This is a genomic window from Marilutibacter chinensis (genome assembly GCF_021725675.1).
Classification (GTDB): domain Bacteria; phylum Pseudomonadota; class Gammaproteobacteria; order Xanthomonadales; family Xanthomonadaceae; genus Marilutibacter; species Marilutibacter chinensis.
Genome location: NZ_JAKJPO010000003.1, coordinates 516,981 through 535,248 on the forward strand (window position 1 = coordinate 516,981; position 18,268 = coordinate 535,248).

General features: G+C 70.8%; 17 protein-coding genes and 1 tRNA gene. 10 read left to right on the forward strand and 8 right to left on the reverse strand.

All coding sequences use genetic code 11. The annotated features are described in order from the left end of the window. Positions 1 to 157 precede the first annotated feature (157 nt). Complete coding sequence (locus L3V18_RS07980; protein WP_237054139.1) at positions 158 to 673, reverse strand: c-type cytochrome; 516 nt, start codon at positions 671 to 673, stop codon at positions 158 to 160. Between the two features lie 122 nt (positions 674 to 795). Further along, positions 796 to 872, reverse strand: a tRNA-Arg gene (locus tag L3V18_RS07985). A gap of 355 nt (positions 873 to 1,227) precedes the next feature. On the opposite strand from L3V18_RS07985, the gene ubiA reads away from it, so the two are divergent. Next, positions 1,228 to 2,139: a 4-hydroxybenzoate octaprenyltransferase gene (gene ubiA, locus L3V18_RS07990; protein ID WP_237054239.1), complete on the forward strand. Its 912-nt coding sequence runs from the start codon at positions 1,228 to 1,230 to the stop codon at positions 2,137 to 2,139. Between the two features lie 63 nt (positions 2,140 to 2,202). Continuing rightward, positions 2,203 to 2,739, forward strand: a complete 537-nt coding sequence (locus L3V18_RS07995) for a Rid family hydrolase (protein WP_237054140.1) — start codon at positions 2,203 to 2,205, stop codon at positions 2,737 to 2,739. Positions 2,740 to 2,749: 10 nt separating this feature from the next. Here L3V18_RS07995 and L3V18_RS08000 read toward each other — a convergent pair whose 3' ends face one another. Beyond that, positions 2,750 to 3,562, reverse strand: a complete 813-nt coding sequence (locus tag L3V18_RS08000; protein WP_425493493.1) for a ComFC family protein — start codon at positions 3,560 to 3,562, stop codon at positions 2,750 to 2,752. 49 nt (positions 3,563 to 3,611) lie between these two features. Between L3V18_RS08000 and bioB the strand changes: the two genes are divergently transcribed. The 6 genes from bioB to L3V18_RS08030 all read left to right on the forward strand — a co-directional run bounded on the left by bioB (position 3,612) and on the right by L3V18_RS08030 (position 9,835). Beyond that, the gene (gene bioB, locus L3V18_RS08005; protein ID WP_237054142.1) at positions 3,612 to 4,658 is read left to right on the forward strand and encodes a biotin synthase BioB; all 1,047 of its coding nucleotides are present in this window, start codon (positions 3,612 to 3,614) and stop codon (positions 4,656 to 4,658) included. Positions 4,659 to 4,792: 134 nt separating this feature from the next. Beyond that, positions 4,793 to 6,007: an 8-amino-7-oxononanoate synthase gene (gene bioF / locus L3V18_RS08010; protein ID WP_237054143.1), complete on the forward strand. Its 1,215-nt coding sequence runs from the start codon at positions 4,793 to 4,795 to the stop codon at positions 6,005 to 6,007. A gap of 198 nt (positions 6,008 to 6,205) precedes the next feature. Then, the gene (gene bioH / locus L3V18_RS08015; protein WP_237054240.1) at positions 6,206 to 6,970 is read left to right on the forward strand and encodes a pimeloyl-ACP methyl ester esterase BioH; all 765 of its coding nucleotides are present in this window, start codon (positions 6,206 to 6,208) and stop codon (positions 6,968 to 6,970) included. A gap of 137 nt (positions 6,971 to 7,107) precedes the next feature. Further along, on the forward strand, positions 7,108 to 8,049 hold the full coding sequence (gene bioC, locus L3V18_RS08020; protein WP_237054144.1) for a malonyl-ACP O-methyltransferase BioC: 942 nt from the start codon (positions 7,108 to 7,110) through the stop codon (positions 8,047 to 8,049). 49 nt (positions 8,050 to 8,098) lie between these two features. Further along, positions 8,099 to 9,103 (forward strand): multidrug resistance efflux transporter family protein, encoded by a 1,005-nt coding sequence (locus L3V18_RS08025; protein WP_237054145.1) that lies wholly within the window; start codon positions 8,099 to 8,101, stop codon positions 9,101 to 9,103. Positions 9,104 to 9,190: 87 nt separating this feature from the next. Beyond that, entirely contained in the window at positions 9,191 to 9,835 is a 645-nt protein-coding gene (locus tag L3V18_RS08030) for a hypothetical protein (RefSeq protein WP_237054146.1), read from the forward strand. A gap of 97 nt (positions 9,836 to 9,932) precedes the next feature. Here L3V18_RS08030 and L3V18_RS08035 read toward each other — a convergent pair whose 3' ends face one another. From L3V18_RS08035 to L3V18_RS08055, 5 genes are all read right to left on the reverse strand, one after another. Further along, complete coding sequence (locus L3V18_RS08035; protein WP_237054147.1) at positions 9,933 to 10,358, reverse strand: ketosteroid isomerase-related protein; 426 nt, start codon at positions 10,356 to 10,358, stop codon at positions 9,933 to 9,935. Between the two features lie 100 nt (positions 10,359 to 10,458). Beyond that, positions 10,459 to 11,211, reverse strand: a complete 753-nt coding sequence (locus L3V18_RS08040) for an MHYT domain-containing protein (protein ID WP_237054148.1) — start codon at positions 11,209 to 11,211, stop codon at positions 10,459 to 10,461. A 113-nt stretch (positions 11,212 to 11,324) separates the two neighbouring features. Continuing rightward, on the reverse strand, positions 11,325 to 12,089 hold the full coding sequence (locus tag L3V18_RS08045) for a 4-vinyl reductase (RefSeq protein ID WP_237054149.1): 765 nt from the start codon (positions 12,087 to 12,089) through the stop codon (positions 11,325 to 11,327). A 488-nt stretch (positions 12,090 to 12,577) separates the two neighbouring features. Further along, complete coding sequence (locus L3V18_RS08050; protein ID WP_237054150.1) at positions 12,578 to 13,576, reverse strand: pyridoxal-phosphate dependent enzyme; 999 nt, start codon at positions 13,574 to 13,576, stop codon at positions 12,578 to 12,580. A 58-nt stretch (positions 13,577 to 13,634) separates the two neighbouring features. Further along, positions 13,635 to 14,639 carry a DMT family transporter gene (locus L3V18_RS08055; protein WP_237054151.1) on the reverse strand — a complete coding sequence of 335 codons (1,005 nt, stop codon included), beginning with the start codon at positions 14,637 to 14,639 and terminating at the stop codon, positions 13,635 to 13,637. A 225-nt stretch (positions 14,640 to 14,864) separates the two neighbouring features. Here L3V18_RS08055 and L3V18_RS08060 point away from each other — a divergent pair, with 225 nt between their 5' ends. Beyond that, the gene (locus L3V18_RS08060) at positions 14,865 to 15,479 is read left to right on the forward strand and encodes a hypothetical protein (RefSeq protein ID WP_237054152.1); all 615 of its coding nucleotides are present in this window, start codon (positions 14,865 to 14,867) and stop codon (positions 15,477 to 15,479) included. A gap of 861 nt (positions 15,480 to 16,340) precedes the next feature. Next, positions 16,341 to 18,230, forward strand: a complete 1,890-nt coding sequence (mnmG, locus tag L3V18_RS08065) for a tRNA uridine-5-carboxymethylaminomethyl(34) synthesis enzyme MnmG (RefSeq protein WP_237054153.1) — start codon at positions 16,341 to 16,343, stop codon at positions 18,228 to 18,230. The last annotated feature ends 38 nt before the right edge of the window (positions 18,231 to 18,268 follow it).

Consider the following 18,268-nt stretch of genomic DNA (forward strand, 5'->3'; position numbering starts at 1 on the left):
CAGAACCTCGGAATCGGGCGGAGCCGGTCGACGGCCGATTATCGGCGGGGACGGCGCCCATAACGACACCGCCGCCCGAAGGCGGCGGCGTGGTGTTCAGGCTGGCGGGGACGGGGCGCCTCTGCCGGCGGCATCGACGAACGCCCGCGCGGGCGCGTCACTGGATGTTCTCGAGCATCCAGTCGACGGTCGCGATGACCTGCTCATCGGTAAGCGCCGGGTTGCCGCCCTTGGGCGGCATGACGCCGGCGGCACCGGTATAGCCCTCGATCGCATGCCGGTGCAGGGTTTCGGTGCCCTGGGCGATGCGCGCGCCCCAGTGGGCGCGGTCGAGGGTCGGGGCGCCACCGACGCCGGAGTTGTGGCAACCCGCGCACAGGTTGTTGTAGATCACCGAGCCGTCGAGGGTGCCGCCATAGGCGACCTGCGAGGCGGCCTTGGCCGCGGCAGCGGCCGCGGCGGCGGCCTGGGCGGCGGCACCGGTACTGCCGGCATAGACCGCGCCGACCGGGGCGATGCGGCGCTCGGTGCGCTGGGCGACGGCCGGGTCGACTTCGGGCGGCAGCCGGTTGTGGATGACGACGGCACCGATGATCAGGCCGAGAGTCACCAGCACCAGGAAGCCGATCACCATCGAGAAATGCTTGAGGAATTCGAGGTCGTAGTTGCGCACGATCCACCTGTGAGACGCACCGCCGGGCGGCGCGCAAAGCCATCGCCAAGGGCCGCCGGTGCGGCCCCAATGCCAGATACGGACGCCAGTATAGGACCGCCCCCACTGCCCGACAGCGGGGATGGCGCGCCCGGAGGGATTCGAACCCCCGACCAATGGCTTCGGAAGCCACTACTCTATCCGGCTGAGCTACGGGCGCCTGGCTGAGATCCCGGCCGCCGGTGCACGAGGCATCCGGCGGCGCGGGGCTGGCATTCTAGCGGTAAATGCGCCGTTACGCGCCTCCCCCCTGCATCGACCTGCGCCGCCGACCGGTCGGGCGCGCATCCGTGCGTGGACAAGGCGGCGCGGATCTACCGGTGTTGACTCCGCACCACGGAGGACGCGGCCGCCGATCAAGCGCGCAAGTGCTTGATTGAGCGTGGACTCGTCCGGACATGTGCCGGACGAGTGATCGCTGAAAAGTCCAGGACGGACTTTTTCAGCGTTGCCATAATCACGAGCCGACCGGCGCCACGATGCGGTCGTCCACCCACCTGCCACTCTCCACCACCATGCCTTACGAACGCTACGAGCCCGCGTACATACCGCCATGGAAGCGCAGGCTGCAGCTGTACTGGCGCCTGGTGCGCGGCGACCGGCCGATCGGCTGGCTGCTGCTGCTGTGGCCGACCTGGTGGGGCCTGTGGCTGGCCGCCGACGGGATCCCGCCGCTGTGGCCGCTGTTCGTGTTCAGTGCCGGCGTGTGGCTGACCCGCTCGGCCGGCTGCGTGATCAACGACTACGCCGACCGCTGGCTCGACCCGCACGTGGAACGCACCCGCGGCCGGCCGCTGGCGACCGGCGCGGTGTCCGGACGCGAGGCGCTGGCGGTGTTCGCGGCGCTGATGCTGGCGGCGTTCGCGCTGGTGCTTACGCTGAACCGGCTGACCGTCTACATGAGCTTCGTCGGCGTGGTGCTGGCCGCCAGCTATCCCTACCTGAAGCGCCATACCCACCTGCCGCAGGTGTACCTGGGGATGGCGTTCGGCTGGGGCATCCCGATGGGCTTCGCCGCGGTCCAGGGCGAGGTACCGGCGCTGGCATGGTTGCTGTACGTGGCCAACATCCTGTGGTCGACCGCTTACGACACCTGGTACGCGATGGTCGACCGCGAGGACGACCTGCGGATGGGCAGCAAGTCGACCGCGATCCTGTTCGGCGAGATGGATCTGGTCGCACAGGGCGTGCTGTACGCGCTGTTCCTGGCGGCGATGGCCCTGGTCGGCCAGCGCGCCGGGCTGGGCCCGATCTACTGGGGCGCGCTGGCCTTGGCTGCGCTGCTGATCGCATGGGAATTCATGATCGCGCGACGACGCGAGCGCGATGCCTGCTTCCGCGCGTTCCTGCACAACCACTGGGTCGGCGCGGTGCTGTTCGCCGGCATAGCGCTGAGCCTGTGGCTGCAGCCGGCCCCGGCGATCTGATCGGAACCGGCACGCGACGGCGGCGACCGCCCCTGGTGCAATCCAGTTCCATCGACCGGAGCCATGACCATGTCTCGCCCGCATCCGTATCTGAGCCTGCTGTGGCTGCTGTGCATCCCTCCCGCGCTCGCCGGCGACGGCACGCATCCCGTCCGCGAACATCTCGCGCCGCCCGGCTGGGAAGGCTCCTATCACGAACTGCACTACACGCCAGTGGTGCGGATCGGCGATCGCGTGATCGTGTCGGGCATCCCGGCGATCGAAGGCGACGACGACGAGTCGCGCGTGCGCTGGGCGTTCCAGCAGTTACAGGCGCACCTGGAAACGGCCGGCGCCAGCCTCGCCGACGTGGTCGAGCTGCAGAGCTTCCACGTCGCCCGCGACCATGCCGAGTTCCGCGCCCGCATCGAACCGGTGCTGAAGGTTCACCGCGAGTTCTTCAGGGATCGCTATCCGGCCTGGACCGCGGTGGCGACCCCGGCGCTGTACTCCGCGGATGCGCCGATGGAGATCCGTGCCGAGGCGATCATCGGCTCCGGAGCGCGGGCGACGTCGTCGGTCGCACCCCCTCGTCCGCCGCCCCCGCCCTCCGAAGAGTAGGCCGCCCCCACTACGGCACCCGCGCACAGACCCAGGCATCGACGCGCGCGACCCCGGCGCGGCGCAACGCCAGCGCGGCCGCATGCAGGGTCGCGCCGGTGGTCATCACATCGTCGACCAGGGCGACGTGCGCCGGGAGGATGGCGGCAGCCTCGACCGCGAACGCCGCGCGCAGGTTGCGGCGGCGGCCGGCGGCGTCCAGCCGGGACTGCGGCCGCGTCGCCCGGACCCGGCGCAGCAGGCCATCGTGCAGCGGCAGGCCGAGCCGGCCGGCGAGCGGCCGCGCCAGCTCCAGCGCCTGGTCGTAGCCGCGACGGCGCAACCGGTCCCGATGCAGCGGCACCGGCACGACCGCGTCGGGCCGCCCGCCGGTCACCAGCGCCGGCGCCAGCGCGGCCGCCATCCAGCCGCCCAGACGATGGCCCGCTGCCAGATCGTCGTGGAACTTCGCACGCGGCAGCAGGCGATCGAGCGGAAACCCGTACACGAACGCGGCATGGCAGGCATCCAGTGGCGGCGGTCGGCGCAGGCAGCGGCCACAGTTGCTCCCGGTCTCGCCGTCCGGCAATGGCAGTGCGCAACGTTCGCACGCCCGCCGGTTCCACGGCAGCGCCCGGGCGCAGGGCGCGCACAGTCCGTCCAGTACCGGCTCCGGCCCACTGCCGCCCGGACCGCGCCGGGGCTGCTCGCAGGCCCCGCCGCAGACCAGGCAGGACGAGGGCCAGACCCGCCCGAACGCCCGCTGCACGTCCGGCCGCTGCCGAAGCCCGGCCAGCCAGTTGTAAACCTTCGACAGACCCGATTGGTTGACAGTCCCCGGCATGCTTTCCAGACTGACGCCCTTGTCCGGCCGCGTCTCTCGGAAAACCTCCATGCCTGATTCCCGCCAAGCGCCCGAGCTGCGCGTCGCCCCGCTCCGCCACGACTGGGCCCGGGCCGAAGTCCGTGCCCTGTTCGAACTGCCGTTCCCGGAGCTGCTGCACCGTGCCGCGACCGTCCACCGCGGGAATTTCGACCCGGCCGAGGTCCAGGTCAGCACCCTGCTGTCGGTCAAGACCGGCGGCTGCCCCGAGGACTGCGGCTACTGCCCGCAGGCGGCGCGCTATCACACCGGGGTCGACGCGACCAAGCTGATGAGCACCGAGGCGGTGGTCGAGAAGGCCCGCCAGGCCAAGGCCGCCGGCGCGTCGCGCTTCTGCATGGGCGCGGCCTGGCGCTCGCCGAAGGACCGCGACATCCCCAAGGTCGCGGCGATGATCCGCGAGGTGAAGGCGCTCGGCCTGGAGACCTGCGCGACGCTGGGCATGCTCAGCGGCGAGCAGGCCACCGCGCTGCGAGAGGCCGGGCTGGACTACTACAACCACAACCTCGACACCGCGCCGGAGTTCTACAACGAGATCATCCACACCCGCGAGTTCCAGGACCGCCTGGACACCCTCGCGCACGTGCGCGACGCCGGCATGAAGACCTGTTGCGGCGGCATCGTCGGCATGGGCGAATCGCGCGCCCAGCGTGCCGGCCTGCTGCAGACCCTGGCCAACCTGCCCGCGCATCCGGACTCGGTGCCGATCAACCGGCTGGTCCAGGTCGAGGGCACACCGCTGGCCGGCACCGCCGAGCTGGACCCGTTCGAATTCGTACGCACGATCGCCGTGGCCCGCATCCTGATGCCGCGTTCGATGGTCCGGCTGTCGGCCGGCCGCGAGGCGATGAGCGACGAATTGCAGGCGCTGTGCTTCCTCGCCGGGGCCAATTCCATCTTCTACGGCGAGAAACTGCTGACGACCGGTAACCCCGACACCGAGCGGGATATGGCATTGTTCCAGCGCCTGGGCCTGCGGCCGATGCAGATCCTGGAGCAGGGGGAGACCGTACATGCCGACATCGTCGAAGCGCCGGCGCGCAGCTGCGCCGCATAGGGCATTTTTCTGCCATGGATCACGCGGATGAACACGGATAGAACCTTTCCGGGACGTGCATCCGCTTCAGCCGCGTTCGTCCGTCCGGATCCACGGCTCCACACAAAGAGGGTGCCTGCGTGGAGGATGTCCGCATGAGCCGGCCGTCCTGGCACGAGCGCATCCGCGCCGCGCGCGCCGAACGCGCCGCCGCCTCGCGGACGCGCGTACGCCGCAGCATCAGCCAGCGCGACGGTGCCCGCTGCGTGGTCGACGGCCGCAACCTGCTGAACTTCTGCGGCAACGACTATCTCGGCCTCTCGCAGCATTTCGCAGTGGTCAACGCGCTGCAGGATGCGGCTGCGCGGGATGGCGCCGGCGGCGTCGCCTCGCACCTGGTCTGTGGTCATCACGCGCTGCACGACGCGCTGGAGAAGGAACTGGCCGACTGGCTCGGTGCGCCGGCCGCATTGCTGTTTGGCAGCGGTTTTCTCGCCAATCTGGCGGTGGTGCAGGCGCTGCTCGACGACGAATCCGTCTGCGTGCAGGACCGCCTCAATCACGCCAGCCTGATCGACGCCGCGCGCCTGGCCGGCTGCCGCCTGCGACGATATCCGCATGCCGACCCGGAGGGTGCGATCCGCCAGTTGCGCAACGTGCCCGACGGTCTGGCGATGCTGGCCACCGACGGCGTGTTCAGCATGGACGGCGACGTCGCCCCGCTGCGCCAGCTGGCCCTGGTCGCGCGATTGCAGAAGGCGTTGCTGTACGTCGACGACGCGCACGGCATCGGTGTGCTCGGTCCGGACGGCCGCGGCAGCGTCGCCGCGGCCAAGCTCGGTACCGCCGAGGTGCCACTGCAGTTGGCCACGCTCGGCAAGGCCCTCGGCGGCTACGGCGCCGCGGTGGTCGGCGACGCCGACCTGATCGGCCATCTGATCGAAACCGCACGCCCCTACATCTACACCACCGCGCTGCCGCCGGCCCAGGCCGCGGCGAGCCTGGCCGCGGTCCGGCTCGCGCGCCAGGAGCACTGGCGCCGCGACAAGCTCGCCGACCTGGTCGCCCGCTTCCGCGAACGCGCCAGCGGCGCAGGCCTGGAGCTGATGGAGTCGCAGACGCCCATCCAGCCGATCGTCGCCGGCACCGACCATCGTGCGCTGGCGATGGCGCAGTCGCTGGAACAGGACGGCTACTGGGTCGCGCCGATCCGCCCGCCGACCGTGCCGGAGGGCCGCGCCCGGCTGCGGGTGACCCTGTCCGCCCTGCATGGCGTCGGCGACATCGACACCCTGGTGGTCGCGCTGCAGCGCGCCCGCGACCGCAGCGAACGCATGCCCGACGGCGCGCGCCCGCTGACCACTTCGTGAGCGCCGGCGGCACCACGCGCGCGCGGGCAGGCAATGACGGCCCCGGCCGCGCCCTGATCCGCGCGCTCCTGTCCCGGCATACGCGACGGCGCATCCACGGCCCCGCCCAACCGCGTACCCACATCCATCGTCCGCGCGACATGGTTTGAGTTCCCCCTCCGTTTCCCGGCCCCTCCCCCCTGCTCCATGGCTGTTCCCCTGCATATCGAAACCCGCGGCCGCGGCCCCGCGCTCGCCCTGATCCACGGCTGGGCGATGCACGGCGGCCTGTTCGCGCCGCTGGCCGACCGCCTCGCCGACCGCTATACGCTGCACCTGGTCGACCTGCCCGGCCATGGCCATGCGCGCGGTTCCGACGCACCGCTCGACCCGGGAGCGCTCGCCGCGGGCCTGGTCGAACGCGTCCCCGACGCGGTCTGGCTGGGCTGGTCGCTCGGCGGCCAGTTCGCGCTGCGCGCGGCGCTCGATCACCCGGATGCGGTCCGCGGCCTGGTGATGCTGGCCGCTTCGCCGCGCTTCGTCGCAGGCGAGGACTGGCCCCACGGGGTCGGCCCGAACCTGTTCCACGACTTCGGCGACGCGCTTCGGCGAGACTTCCGCGGCACGCTGGAAGGCTTCCTCGCACTCGAGGCGCTCGGCTCTACCAGCGCGCAGGAGGAGCTGCGCAGGCTGAAGTCGCACGCGTTCGAGCGCGGCGAGCCGGCCGAGCGCGCGTTGCTGGAAGGGCTGGCCCTGCTCGACCGGCTCGACCTGCGCGAGGAACTCGCGTCGCTGGCCGTGCCCAGCCTGTGGATCAGCGGCCGCCGCGACCGCCTGGTGCCGGCCGGCGCAATGCCTGCCGCCGCTGCGCTGGCGCCGGATGCGCGCAGCGTGGTGCTCGCCGGCGCCGGCCACGCGCCGTTCCTGGGCGCGACCGCCGCGGTCGCCGACGAGATCGACGCCTTCATGCAAGACCTGATTTAAGGCCCTCTTCCTCGGAGAGAGGGTTGGGTGGGCTGGAGCGCCATCCGTCCCAATCGAACTCGCCCGGAACCTCGCCCCAAGCCGATGGAAACCCACTCCACCCCAGCCCTCCCCTTGACGGGGAGGGGGATCACGAAATGACAGAACTGTTCGACCACCGTCAGGTCCGCCGTGCGTTCTCGCGCTCGGCCGACCACTACGACGATGCCGCGGCGCTGCAGCGTGAAGTCGCGGCACGGCTGATGGAATCGCTCGATTACCTGGCCGATCCCGCGGTCGGCCTGGATCCGCAGCGCGTGGTCGACCTCGGTTGCGGCCCCGGCCATGCCGCGGTCGCGATGCAGCGGCGCTGGCCGAAGGCGGAGGTGATCGCACTCGACATCGCCCTGCCGATGCTGTGTGCCGCACGCGCCAACGCCGCGGCGATTCCCGGCGCCGGCCGTCCGCGCTGGCTCGGCGGAGCGCGCACGCCGATGCCGCTGTGCGCCGACGCCCGCGCGCTGCCGCTGGCCGACGCGAGCGTCGACGTGCTGTTCTCCAACCTGTGCCTGCAATGGGTGGAGGACCTCCCGGCGGTGTTCGCCGGCTTCCGCCGTGTGCTCCGGCCCGGCGGCCTGCTGCTGGTGTCGACCTTCGGCCCGGACACGCTGTTCGAACTGCGCGGCGCATTCGCCGAGGCCGACGACACCCCGCACGTGAGCCTGTTCCCGTCGATCGCGCAGTTCGGCGACGCGCTGGTCGCGGCCGGTTTCAAGGATCCGGTGCTGGACCGCGACGAGTTCATCCGCAGCCATCCGGATCTGGCCGGCCTGATGCGCGAACTGCGCACGCTGGGCGCCACCAACGCGATGAGCGCACGCCGCCGCAGCCTGACCGGGCGGGCGCGCTTCGCCCGCGCCGCGCAGGCCTATGAGGCGCTGCGTGGCGGCGCAGGCACGGCGCACGCGCACAAGCTGCCGGCGACCTGGGAGGTGATCTACGCCCACGCATGGGGCCCGCCGCCGGGGGCACCGATCCGCGTCGGAGGCGTCGACGAGGTGCGGCTGCCGGCGGCTGGAATCCCGGTCCGCAGGCGCTGAGAGTTCGTCCACCAGTCCGAAGAAGCGGCCGCAGGCCCAAACTGCCACCATGCCCACGCACGATCGCCGTACCGCCCTGCTCGCCGTCGCAATCGCGTTGGCCTCGGCGCTGTTCTTCACCTGCACCTACGTGCTCAACCGCGCCGCGGCGGTCGAGGGCGGCCACTGGGCCTGGACCGCCGCGCTGCGCTATCTGATCACCCTGCCGCTGCTGTGGCCGTTGATGCGTTGGCAGGGCGGCGCGACACCGGTGCTGCGCGCGATCGTCGCGCACCCGGGGCCGTGGCTGGCGTGGAGCGCGATCGGCTTCGTGCTGTTCTACGCCGGACTGAGCTTCGCCGCCGCGAGCGGGCCCTCGTGGCTGGTCGCAGGCACGTTCCAGCTGACCGTGATCGCCGGGATGCTGTGCGCGCCGTTGCTGTACCGCAGGCACGACCGGCGCGCGCGCATTCCGCTGCCGGCGCTGCTGGCGGGGCTGGTGGTGGTCGCGGGGGTGATGCTGATGCAGTTCGGCCATGGCGGCGGCCGTCTCGATCACGACGGCTGGATCGCCCTGGCCTGCGTCGCGGTCGCCGCGGTCGCCTATCCGCTCGGCAACCGCGGCCTGCTGCTGCACATGGAGCGCAGCGGCGAGACGCTCAACGCAACCCAGCGCGTGTTCGGGATGACCCTGGCCAGCCAGCCCTTCTGGTGGGCACTGGCGGCGTTCGCGTTCGCCCGGTCCGGCGCACCGGGCGGCGACCAGATCTGGCTGGCCGCAGGGGTCGCGATCGGCGCCGGCATCGTTGCCACCGTATTGTTCTTCCAGGCCACCGGCATGGTCCGCAACGAACCGACCGCGTTGGCTGCGGCCGAGGCGATGCAGGCCGCGGAGATCCTGTTCGCGACGCTGTTCGGCGTGCTCTGGCTCGGCGAAGCCTGGCCACAGGGCCGCGCGCTGTGGGGTGCGGTGCTGGTGGTGGCCGGTATCGTCGCCTTCAGCATCGTCGCCGCGCGGGCGGCCGCCGGCGACGTCCGCTCGACCCGGCGGCTGCGCAGCGATCGCGGCGCTTGAACCCCGCCGGGAAGTTCCCGGCGCTCCCACGGCTCCGTTCAGGCGCGTACGACTAGATTCGGCGCAACGCTTCCAATCGCCGCACGCATGCGCCCCCTGATCCGACCGTTCGCCGTCTCCACCCTCTGCACGCTTGGCCTGGCAATCGCCCTGTTCTCGGCCGCCACCCATCCGGCCGCGGCCACGCCGCCGCCCGGCCCCGATACGCGCGCGATGATGGAGGCGTGGGGCGTCGATCCGGCGGTGCTCGCGGGCAACGGCGCGGCGCTGCTGCGCAATGCGCCCGATCCCGCCGTCGACACGCTGTTCCAGGCGGTCCACCACAGCCTGCAGGACGAACGGGAGGCGCGGGCGCTGTGCGCGCTGTTCGACCCCGGTGGCGACCGCAGCCTGGAGGGACTGAACCGCGCCGCGGCCACGCTGGGCGACGACAGCCGCCAGCGGCTGGCCAATGCGGTGGTGCTGGTGCTGATGACGTCCGCCCAGGGCAGCCCGCAGCCCTTCGACATCGAGGTCGCGCGGCAGACACTGAAGGCCGCCGCGGTACGCGCTGCCTTCCTCAACGACGGCTTCACCACGGCGCTCAATAGCGACAGCGCGCGCGCACGTTGCCGTGCGGTCGGCCAGCTGACCGCGGCGCTGGAGGACCGGCCGCAGGCAGAACGCGCGGCGGTGACCCGCCTGCTGCTCAGCGAAGGACTGGCGATGCTGGCCGCCACACCTTCCCCTTAGCCGCACCCGATACTCAAGCGGAAGCAGCCCCCTGAGTCAGGGGCGATTCGCGCTGCAAGCGCGAATGGGGGCGGTTGAGCCCGGGCACGGCCCGGGCTCAACCCACCTGCGCGATCCAGTCCTGCAGGTTGTAGTAGTTGCTGACCCGCGCGATGCGGCCGTCGCGCAGCTCGAAGAACGCACCGCCCGACAGCACGTAGCGCTGGCCCCGGGCGGGCGGCAGGCCCTCGTCGTCGGCGACGTACTCGCCATGGACGACATACTCGGCACCGGCGCGCTGGCCATCCGGCGAGACCATCACCACGATGTCGCGCAACTGCTCGCGATAGCAGCGCGCCATCCGCTGCAGGAACGCCGCGAACGCGGCCTTGCCGGTCTCGCGCGGCCCCTGGTTGAGGTCATGGACCACGCCTTCGTCGAGCAGGGCCAGCATGTCGTCCCAGTCGCCGCGGTTGAATGCGGCGTAATAGCCGAGCACGAGCTCGGTGGCACGGTCGTGGCTGCGGGTTCCGTCGATCTTCATCGGCGTCCGGTCCTTGCGTGGAGGAGCGCTCCATTATGCGCCGGCAGGCCGCGAAAGCCCGCCTCCGCGCGGGCCTCCGCGGTGGTGAAGCGGGACGGACTCAGATCTCGACCAGCTGGCGCTGGCGCTGCCTCACCAGCCCGGTGACCAGCATGCCGGCGAGCACCGCGGTGGTGACCACGAAGATGCTCATGCCCAGGTAGTCGCCGCTCATGCCGCCGGCCAGCACCGTGTCACCGGCCCCATTGGGCACGAAGCTGGCCGCGGCCATCCCGGTGTAGTGCATGCCGCAGACCGCGACGCCCATCACCAGCGCGCTGCCGAACATCTGCATCGCCCCGCGCAGGTTGAACGCGAGCCACAGGGCGACGATCGATGCGACCACCGCGATCGCGCCGGACGCGGCGACCAGCGTCATGTCGTAATGGGTGTCGGCCGGCATCAACATCGCGGCCATGCCGGAGTAGTGCATGCCGGTCACGCCCAGGCCCATGAACACGCCGGCGAAGACCAGTTTGCCCCAGCCGAACACGCCGCTGCCGGCGATCGCCAGCCCGAACATGCACGACACCATCCCGATCACCGCCGACAGCGCGGTCAGGCCGATGTCGTAGGCGACCGGCACGTCCATGTTGCATGCGAGCATCGCGATGAAGTGCATCGCCCAGATCGCGCCACCGCCCATCGCCGCGCCGGCGGCGACGATGGCGCGCATGCGCTGGGCCACACTGGTGGCGGCCGGTATCGCGACCGCCAGCTGCAGGGCGGTGAACGAGCCCAGCACGGAGACCAGATAGGAAAGAACGACCAGATACGGCTCGTGGACACACTGGATGGCGTGATCGTGCGGCATGGCAACCCCCTGTCGGTTGAACGCTGGTGTGACGACGCGTCGACGTGACCGCCTGGCAGTGCAGGGGTGAACGCGGACGATGTACGCAGGCCGGAACGGCGGCCCGGAAGCCTTCAGTGTTCGAATTCGAAACGGCAGACGCCGGCACCTGCGCCGCGGCATTCACGCTCGATGGCGACCAGTCCGTCGGTGCCATGCGGCCCGCCGAGCAGCCCTTCGAGCATCCCGCGCAGGAAGTGGCAACTGGCGCCCTGACCCGCCTGGAAGAACGGGCTGTTGTCGACCACCAGCGCATCGCCCTCCAGTTCGGCATGCACCAGCTGCCGGACCGCGGGCACCGCGATCCGCCGCAGCGCGTCGTGCAGGCTCAAGCGTCCGCCCAGCGCGAAGTCACGTTTGTACACCCAGGTACCGACCCGCTGGCCGACATGGGTCAGGGTCGGCTCGCGCTGCGCGGGCGGCAGCTCCGTGCGCAGGGCCTGGACCAGGATGTTGATGTTCGGATAGCTGCGTGCGATCTGCGGCAGCAGGGTCTCCACGCGCCGGGTCGCGATCGAGGGCTCGGCAGGCGTCGCCGCGCCGGCAGCATCGGCCGGAACGGAAGCCGCCGGCTGCAGCGGCGGTGGCGCAGCGGCCTCGGCCTCGGCGGCCGGACCGGACTCGAAGCTCTTGACCAGGTGGTGGGTCCCCAGACGCTCTTCGAGCATCAGCAGGTTGGCTTCCGGGCCGCGCACCAGCAGGGTCAACAGCACCCCTTCCGCGCAACCGGCCATGCGCTGCCGCAACAACGTGAACCCGTTGGCGATGACCGTCTGGCCGAGCGCGAGCAACAATCCCTCGCGCCGGTCGGAGACCACGCGGAACTCCACATCCACCATCCGCCACCCCCTTGGCTTCCAGCAGTTGTCAGAAGAGCGCTATCGATTGATCACGGTCCATCGCCGCACACCGTGTCCGCCCGCACGGTTTTCCTGTGAAACCGGAGCCTGCCAGCCCCGCTCGGGAAAAAATCCGATCGATGTCACAAATAGATCGAACACCGCGACGCGCGACCGCATACGCTTCAACTCCGGTCGCAGGAGTCGCTCGCCCGGTCGCCGATCACCAAGCCTGGCAACCGTTTCCACGCCTCCGGCGCGCCATACGCGCAGGCTCCACGGAGACCATCAATGAGGTCCGGGAATGAGCGGGGCGGCCCGGTATCGATGGACAGCGTCGATGGTCCGGCCGGCTCGCGACGAGGGCCACGCGCTACTCGGACCCCAACCCCAGGCCGATGGTCCGGGAGACCCGGCGGCAGCAGCTGCCGACATCGCCGGACCGCTCGCCTGGAGCCTGCCGGAGACGAAGGGGCGCGACCGGGCGCTTATTCGGACCGGCCCGTGGCGAACAGCGCCGGCAGCCCATCCAGATCGATGTTGCCCCCCGACAGCACCAGCCCGACCCGGCGCCCGGCGAAACGCTCGCGATGCGCGAGCACCACCGCCAGTGCGATCGCCGCCGACGGCTCGACCACCAGTTTCATGCGTTCCCAGATCAGCCGCAGTGCGGCGACGACGGCGGCGTCGTCGACCAGCAGGATCTCGCGCAGATGCTCGCGCAGGATCGGATAGGTCAGGGTACCCAGCTCGGAGCGCAGTCCGTCGCATACGGTATCGGCGACGCGGCCGGTGATGCGCGTGCCGGAGTGCAGCGAGTCGTGGGCATCGCGCGCGCCTTCGGGTTCGGCACCGAACAGCTCGATCGCCGGGTCGATGCCGTGCGCGGCCAGGCAGGTGCCCGACAGCAGGCCGCCGCCGCTGACCGGCGTCACCAGTGCGTCCAGTCCCGGCGCCGAGGCCAGCAGCTCCAGCGCCGCCGTGCCCTGGCCGGCGATCACCCGCGGATCGTTGAACGGATGCACCAGCACGCCGCCGGTCTCGGCAAGCACCTGCGCGGTGACTTCGTCGCGCGAAGCCTGCCGGTGCTCGCACGGCACGATGCGGGCACCGTAACCGGCGATCGCGGCGAGCTTGACCTTCGGCGTGCTGCGCGGCGCGACGACCGTCGCGGTGGTGCCGCGCAGGCGCGCGGCGAGCGCGACCGCGGCACCGTGATTGCCGGAGCTCTGGGTCACGATGCCGCGCGCGACCTCGGCGTCCGACAACGAGAAGATCGCATTGCAGGCGCCGCGGAACTTGAACGCGCCGACCCGCTGCAGGTTCTCGCACTTGAAGTGCAGCTCGCAGCCGGCGATCGCATCCAGTGCGCGCGAACGCATCACCGGGGTGACGTGCGCATGCGGCGCGATCCGGGCCGCGGCGGCCAGGACGTCCGCATGGGATGGCGTCGCGTTCGCCGGAGCCTTCTCGAAATCTTCAGGCACGGATCGCCTCGGGACGCCGGCCTTCGCTTGGATACTGTCTGCGTTCATGCGGCGCAGCTTAGCGCGCCGACTCGCCGGCAACAGCACCCACGTTGGTCGACCCCTCCGGCGGCGGCCGCGACGGCGGAACCGTCAGCGTCGCCCGCGCGCGGCGGCCCATCAGGCTGACCGCGGCCGAGCCGGCCACCGCCAGCGCCGCCCCCAGCCAGCCCAGCCATGCGATCCGTTCCGGCGCCAGCCAGCCCGGCCACAGCGCCGCGACCGCCGCCGAGGCGGCGATGCACAGCAACGGCGTGGTCGCCAGTACCGCCGACACCCGCGAGGCCTCCCAGTGCGCGAGCGCCTCGGCGAACGCGCCGTATGCGCCGATCGTGTTCAACGCGCAGTAGCCCAATAGCAGCCAATGGGCCAGATCCAGGTCGAGCAGCATCGAAGGATGCGCGAAAGGCCATAGCACCAGCGTCGCCAGCGCGTAGATGCACAGCAGGATCTGCATCGAACCCAGCTTCAGCAGCAGCTGCTTCTGCAGCAGCGCATAGATCGCCCAGACCACCGCCGCGATCACCACCAGCAGCGACCCGAACAGGTAGCCCGCCCCCTGCGCCCCCTGCCACTGGTCCCAGGAGAACAGCAGCAGCCCGGCCACCAGCATCGCCAGCCCGAGCCATTGCGCGGCGCGGAAGTGCTCGCCGAAGACCCAGATGCCGCCCAGCGCCATCAACAGCGGCGCCAGCTGGATCAGCAACTGGGTGTTCGCAGGCGAGGTGTGCTGTACGCCAAGCAGGTAGAACACATAGTTGCCCAGCAGCATCAGGCCGGCGATCGTCAGCATCACCCAGCCGCTGCGGCCGAGTGCGCGATACCCGCCGAGCCGCCCGCGCAGCCCCAGCCAGGCGCCGGTGAACACGGTCGCGACCAGGAAACGGAACCAGGTCAGGGTGATCGCGTCGACCTCCTGCAGCACGATCTTCAGCGCGATCGGCAGGGTCGCCCAGCACAGCGCGGTGAACAGCGACAGGGACAAGCCCAGACGCCACTGGCCGGAGGCGCGGTGGAGGTTCATGGTGGGTAGCCGGCGTGGGAGGCCGGCATGCTCGCATTCGCCATGATGGCGGGCAAGCGATCGCGCGCGCCCCTCTCCGGCGCCCGGGGCGCCGTTACTCGGGGAGAACAACGATGCACACCGCCACGGCACCTGCATGGACATATGGATGACCGGGCACGGATTAAGCCCGAGTTCAAAGCCCCCGGCCCATGGTGGAGTCCTACTGGACCGGGGGGTTCCGACATGGCCCACACACTGCTGTCCCGCGTTCTCGCTCCGGCGCTCGCCGTCGCCCTGCTGGGCGGCTGCGTCAGCGATTATGCCTACCGCTCCGACGGCGGCGGCTACTACTACGGCCGTCCCTCGGTCGAATACCGCTACTACGGTGGCTACGGATACCCCTACGGCTACGGTGGCTACGGATACGGCTACCGCCCCTACGGTTATCCGTACGGCTATCACTACCGGCCGTACTACCCGGGGTATCCGTACTACCCGTACCGGCCGCCCTACCACCGGCCGCCGTACAAGCCACCGCACCGGCACGACGACGACCGAGGCAAGCCGCCGTGGAGGGATCTGGACCGGATCAGCCGCGAGCACCGCGACCGCAACGAGCCCAGGCCGCGGATCGTGCCGCGGGGGGATCTGACCCGCCCGGCGCCGCCCATGAGCCGTCCGCTGCCGCCCAACCGCAGCAGCGGCCCGCGGCCGGTGCCGCAGCGGGTCGCTCCGCCGTCGGTCAACCAGCCGCCACGGGTGCATGCGCCCCGACCTGCACCGCCGGTCAGCCGTCCGGCGCCCTCGCGCAGCAGCGGTCCACGGGTGCAGCGGATCGGGACCGAACGGGAACTTTGACCGGAAGGCGGAATACCGTGCGTCTGGCCGTGACGGGCGTCGCTTGACGTAGTCACAGGAGCGGGAGCAAGCTAGCCCCCACCTGACCCGGAGCGTCGCATTGCGACGCAACATTGGTCAGGTCCCGCCGGCAGAAGCCGGTGGAACGTGCAAGCGCCGATGTCGGCGTCCGGCGAGGAATCACGGATCCCCCCTGTTCCGTCCCCGTCGGACGTCGGCGCCTTGCGCCGGAGCGCAAAGGCGTCCCCCAAGATCCGTGTTGATGTGTCGTGCTGCCGCACGACACATCCCCAAGATTCGCTGCGCGAATACCTGGGCCCCGGCTAGCACCCTCCAATCCCCGCGCCTTCGGCGCGCCCCTTTACCAAGGGGGCTATGAGTCCCGTCACTTCCCATCGCCGCGCCCAGGCAGCGCCTTCGACCTGTCTGGAGGAAAGCCCCCCCTTGGCAAGGGGGGATTGGAGGTAAACGGCTTGGGGCCCAAGGTTTTGCTACGCAGAACGTTTGAGTTTTCTGTCTGGCGACGCCAGACAAAAAAAGGGCCGAACGTCCCCCGACATCCGGCCCTTTGCTTCCCCGGCGGGCACGTGGCCAGCCCCTGTTCCAATTCCGGCCGGCGCCTTGCGCCTGCCCCGTCGGGTGCAGGGAGGGTGATGCAGGATGCGTGCCAATCGCCGGCGGCACGACCCCGGTGGCGGGCAGGCGGGGCTCCGCTGCCCTAGAATCCGTCCCGGAGCGGAGCCCGCGGGTCCCCGGGTCATGCGGCACCGGGTGACCGGTACGAGGCCGTGACCGGCAAAGCTGGCGAGGCCCGACGATCGACCTTCGTGCGCCCGCTTCCGGAACAGCCCGAGAACCGACATGAGCAGCAGCTTCTACCAATATGACGTGATCGTGGTCGGTGGCGGCCACGCCGGCACCGAGGCCGCCCTGGCCGCGGCGCGGTCGGGTGCGCGCACGCTTCTGCTGACCCACAGCGTCGAGACGGTCGGCGCGATGAGCTGCAACCCCGCAATCGGCGGGATCGGCAAGGGCCACCTGGTCAAGGAGATCGATGCGCTGGGCGGAATCATGGCGCGCGCCGCCGACGCCGCCGGCATCCAGTGGCGACGGCTCAACGCCAGCAAGGGGCCCGCCGTGCGCGCGACCCGCTGCCAGGCCGACCGCAATCTCTATCGCGCCTTCATCCGCCGTGCGGTCGAGAACCAGCCGAACCTGACCCTGTTCCAGGCCGCCGTCGACGATATCGAGTTCGCCGGCGATGCGGTCCGCGCGGTGGTCACCCAGACCGGCCTGCGCTTCGAAGCCCCCGCCGTGGTCCTCACCGCCGGCACCTTCCTCGCCGGCAAGGTCCACGTCGGCCAGACCACCTATGCCGCCGGTCGCGCCGGCGATCCGCCCGCTGTCGCGCTGGCCGCGCGCCTGCGCGAGGGCCCGTTCGTCGTCGACCGCCTGAAGACCGGCACGCCGCCGCGGATCGATGGCCGCACGCTCGATTACGCGGTGATGGAAGAACAGCCCGGCGACGACCCGCGTCCGGTGATGTCGTTCGTCGGCTCGACCGCCGATCATCCGCGCCAGGTGTCGTGCTGGATCACCCACACCCGCGAGCGTACCCACGAGATCATCCGCGACGCGCTCGACCGCAGTCCGCTGTACACCGGCCAGATCGAAGGCGCCGGCCCGCGCTACTGCCCGTCGATCGAGGACAAGGTGGTGCGTTTCGCCGACAAGGCCAGCCACCAGATCTTCGTCGAGCCAGAAGGCCTCGACATCGCCGAGATCTACCCGAACGGCATCTCGACCTCGCTGCCGTTCGACGTGCAGCTGGAACTGGTGCGCAGCATCCGCGGCTTCGAACACGCGCACATCACCCGCCCCGGCTACGCGATCGAGTACGACTATTTCGATCCGCGCGGACTGAAGACCACGCTGGAAACCCGGGCAATCGCCGGGCTGTTCTTCGCCGGCCAGATCAACGGCACCACCGGCTACGAGGAGGCCGCCGCGCAGGGTCTGCTGGCGGGCATCAATGCGGCGCGCTTCGTCCGCGGCGAGGGCGGCTGGTCGCCGCGCCGCGACCAGGCCTATCTGGGCGTGCTGGTCGACGACCTGACCACCCACGGCACCAGCGAGCCCTACCGCATGTTCACCTCGCGCGCCGAGTACCGCCTGCAGCTGCGCGAGGACAACGCCGACCTGCGGCTGACTCCGCTCGGTCGCGAGCTCGGCCTGGTCGACGATGCGCGCTGGATCCGCTTCGAGGCCAAGCGCGAGGCGATCGCACGCGAGAACGAACGCCTGGGTGCGCTGTGGGCGGCGCCGAACAATCCGCTCGGACGTGCGCTGGCCGAGACGCTCGGCGTCGAAGTCAGCCGCGAGAGCTGCGCCCGCGACCTGCTCAAGCGGCCGGAGCTCGACTACGCGAGGCTGGCGACGGTGCCGGGCATCGGTCCGGGCATCGACGACGCCGCGGTGGCCGAGCAGGTCGAGATCGACGTGAAGTATTCGGGCTACCTCGAGCGCCAGCGCGAGGACATCGAACGCGCGCGCCGCCACGAGGACACCGCGATTCCGGAAGGTTTCGACTTTGCCGGGGTGCGCGGGCTGTCGGCGGAAGTGCGGCAGAAGCTCGAGCGGGTACGCCCGCAGACGGTCGGCCAGGCCCAGCGCATACCGGGGATGACTCCGGCGGCGATCTCGCTGCTGCTGGTCCACCTGACCCGCCAGCGCCGCAGCCAGGTGGCCTGAGCGGCGATCTCCGGGCTACGCCCTGGAATCCCCGAAGT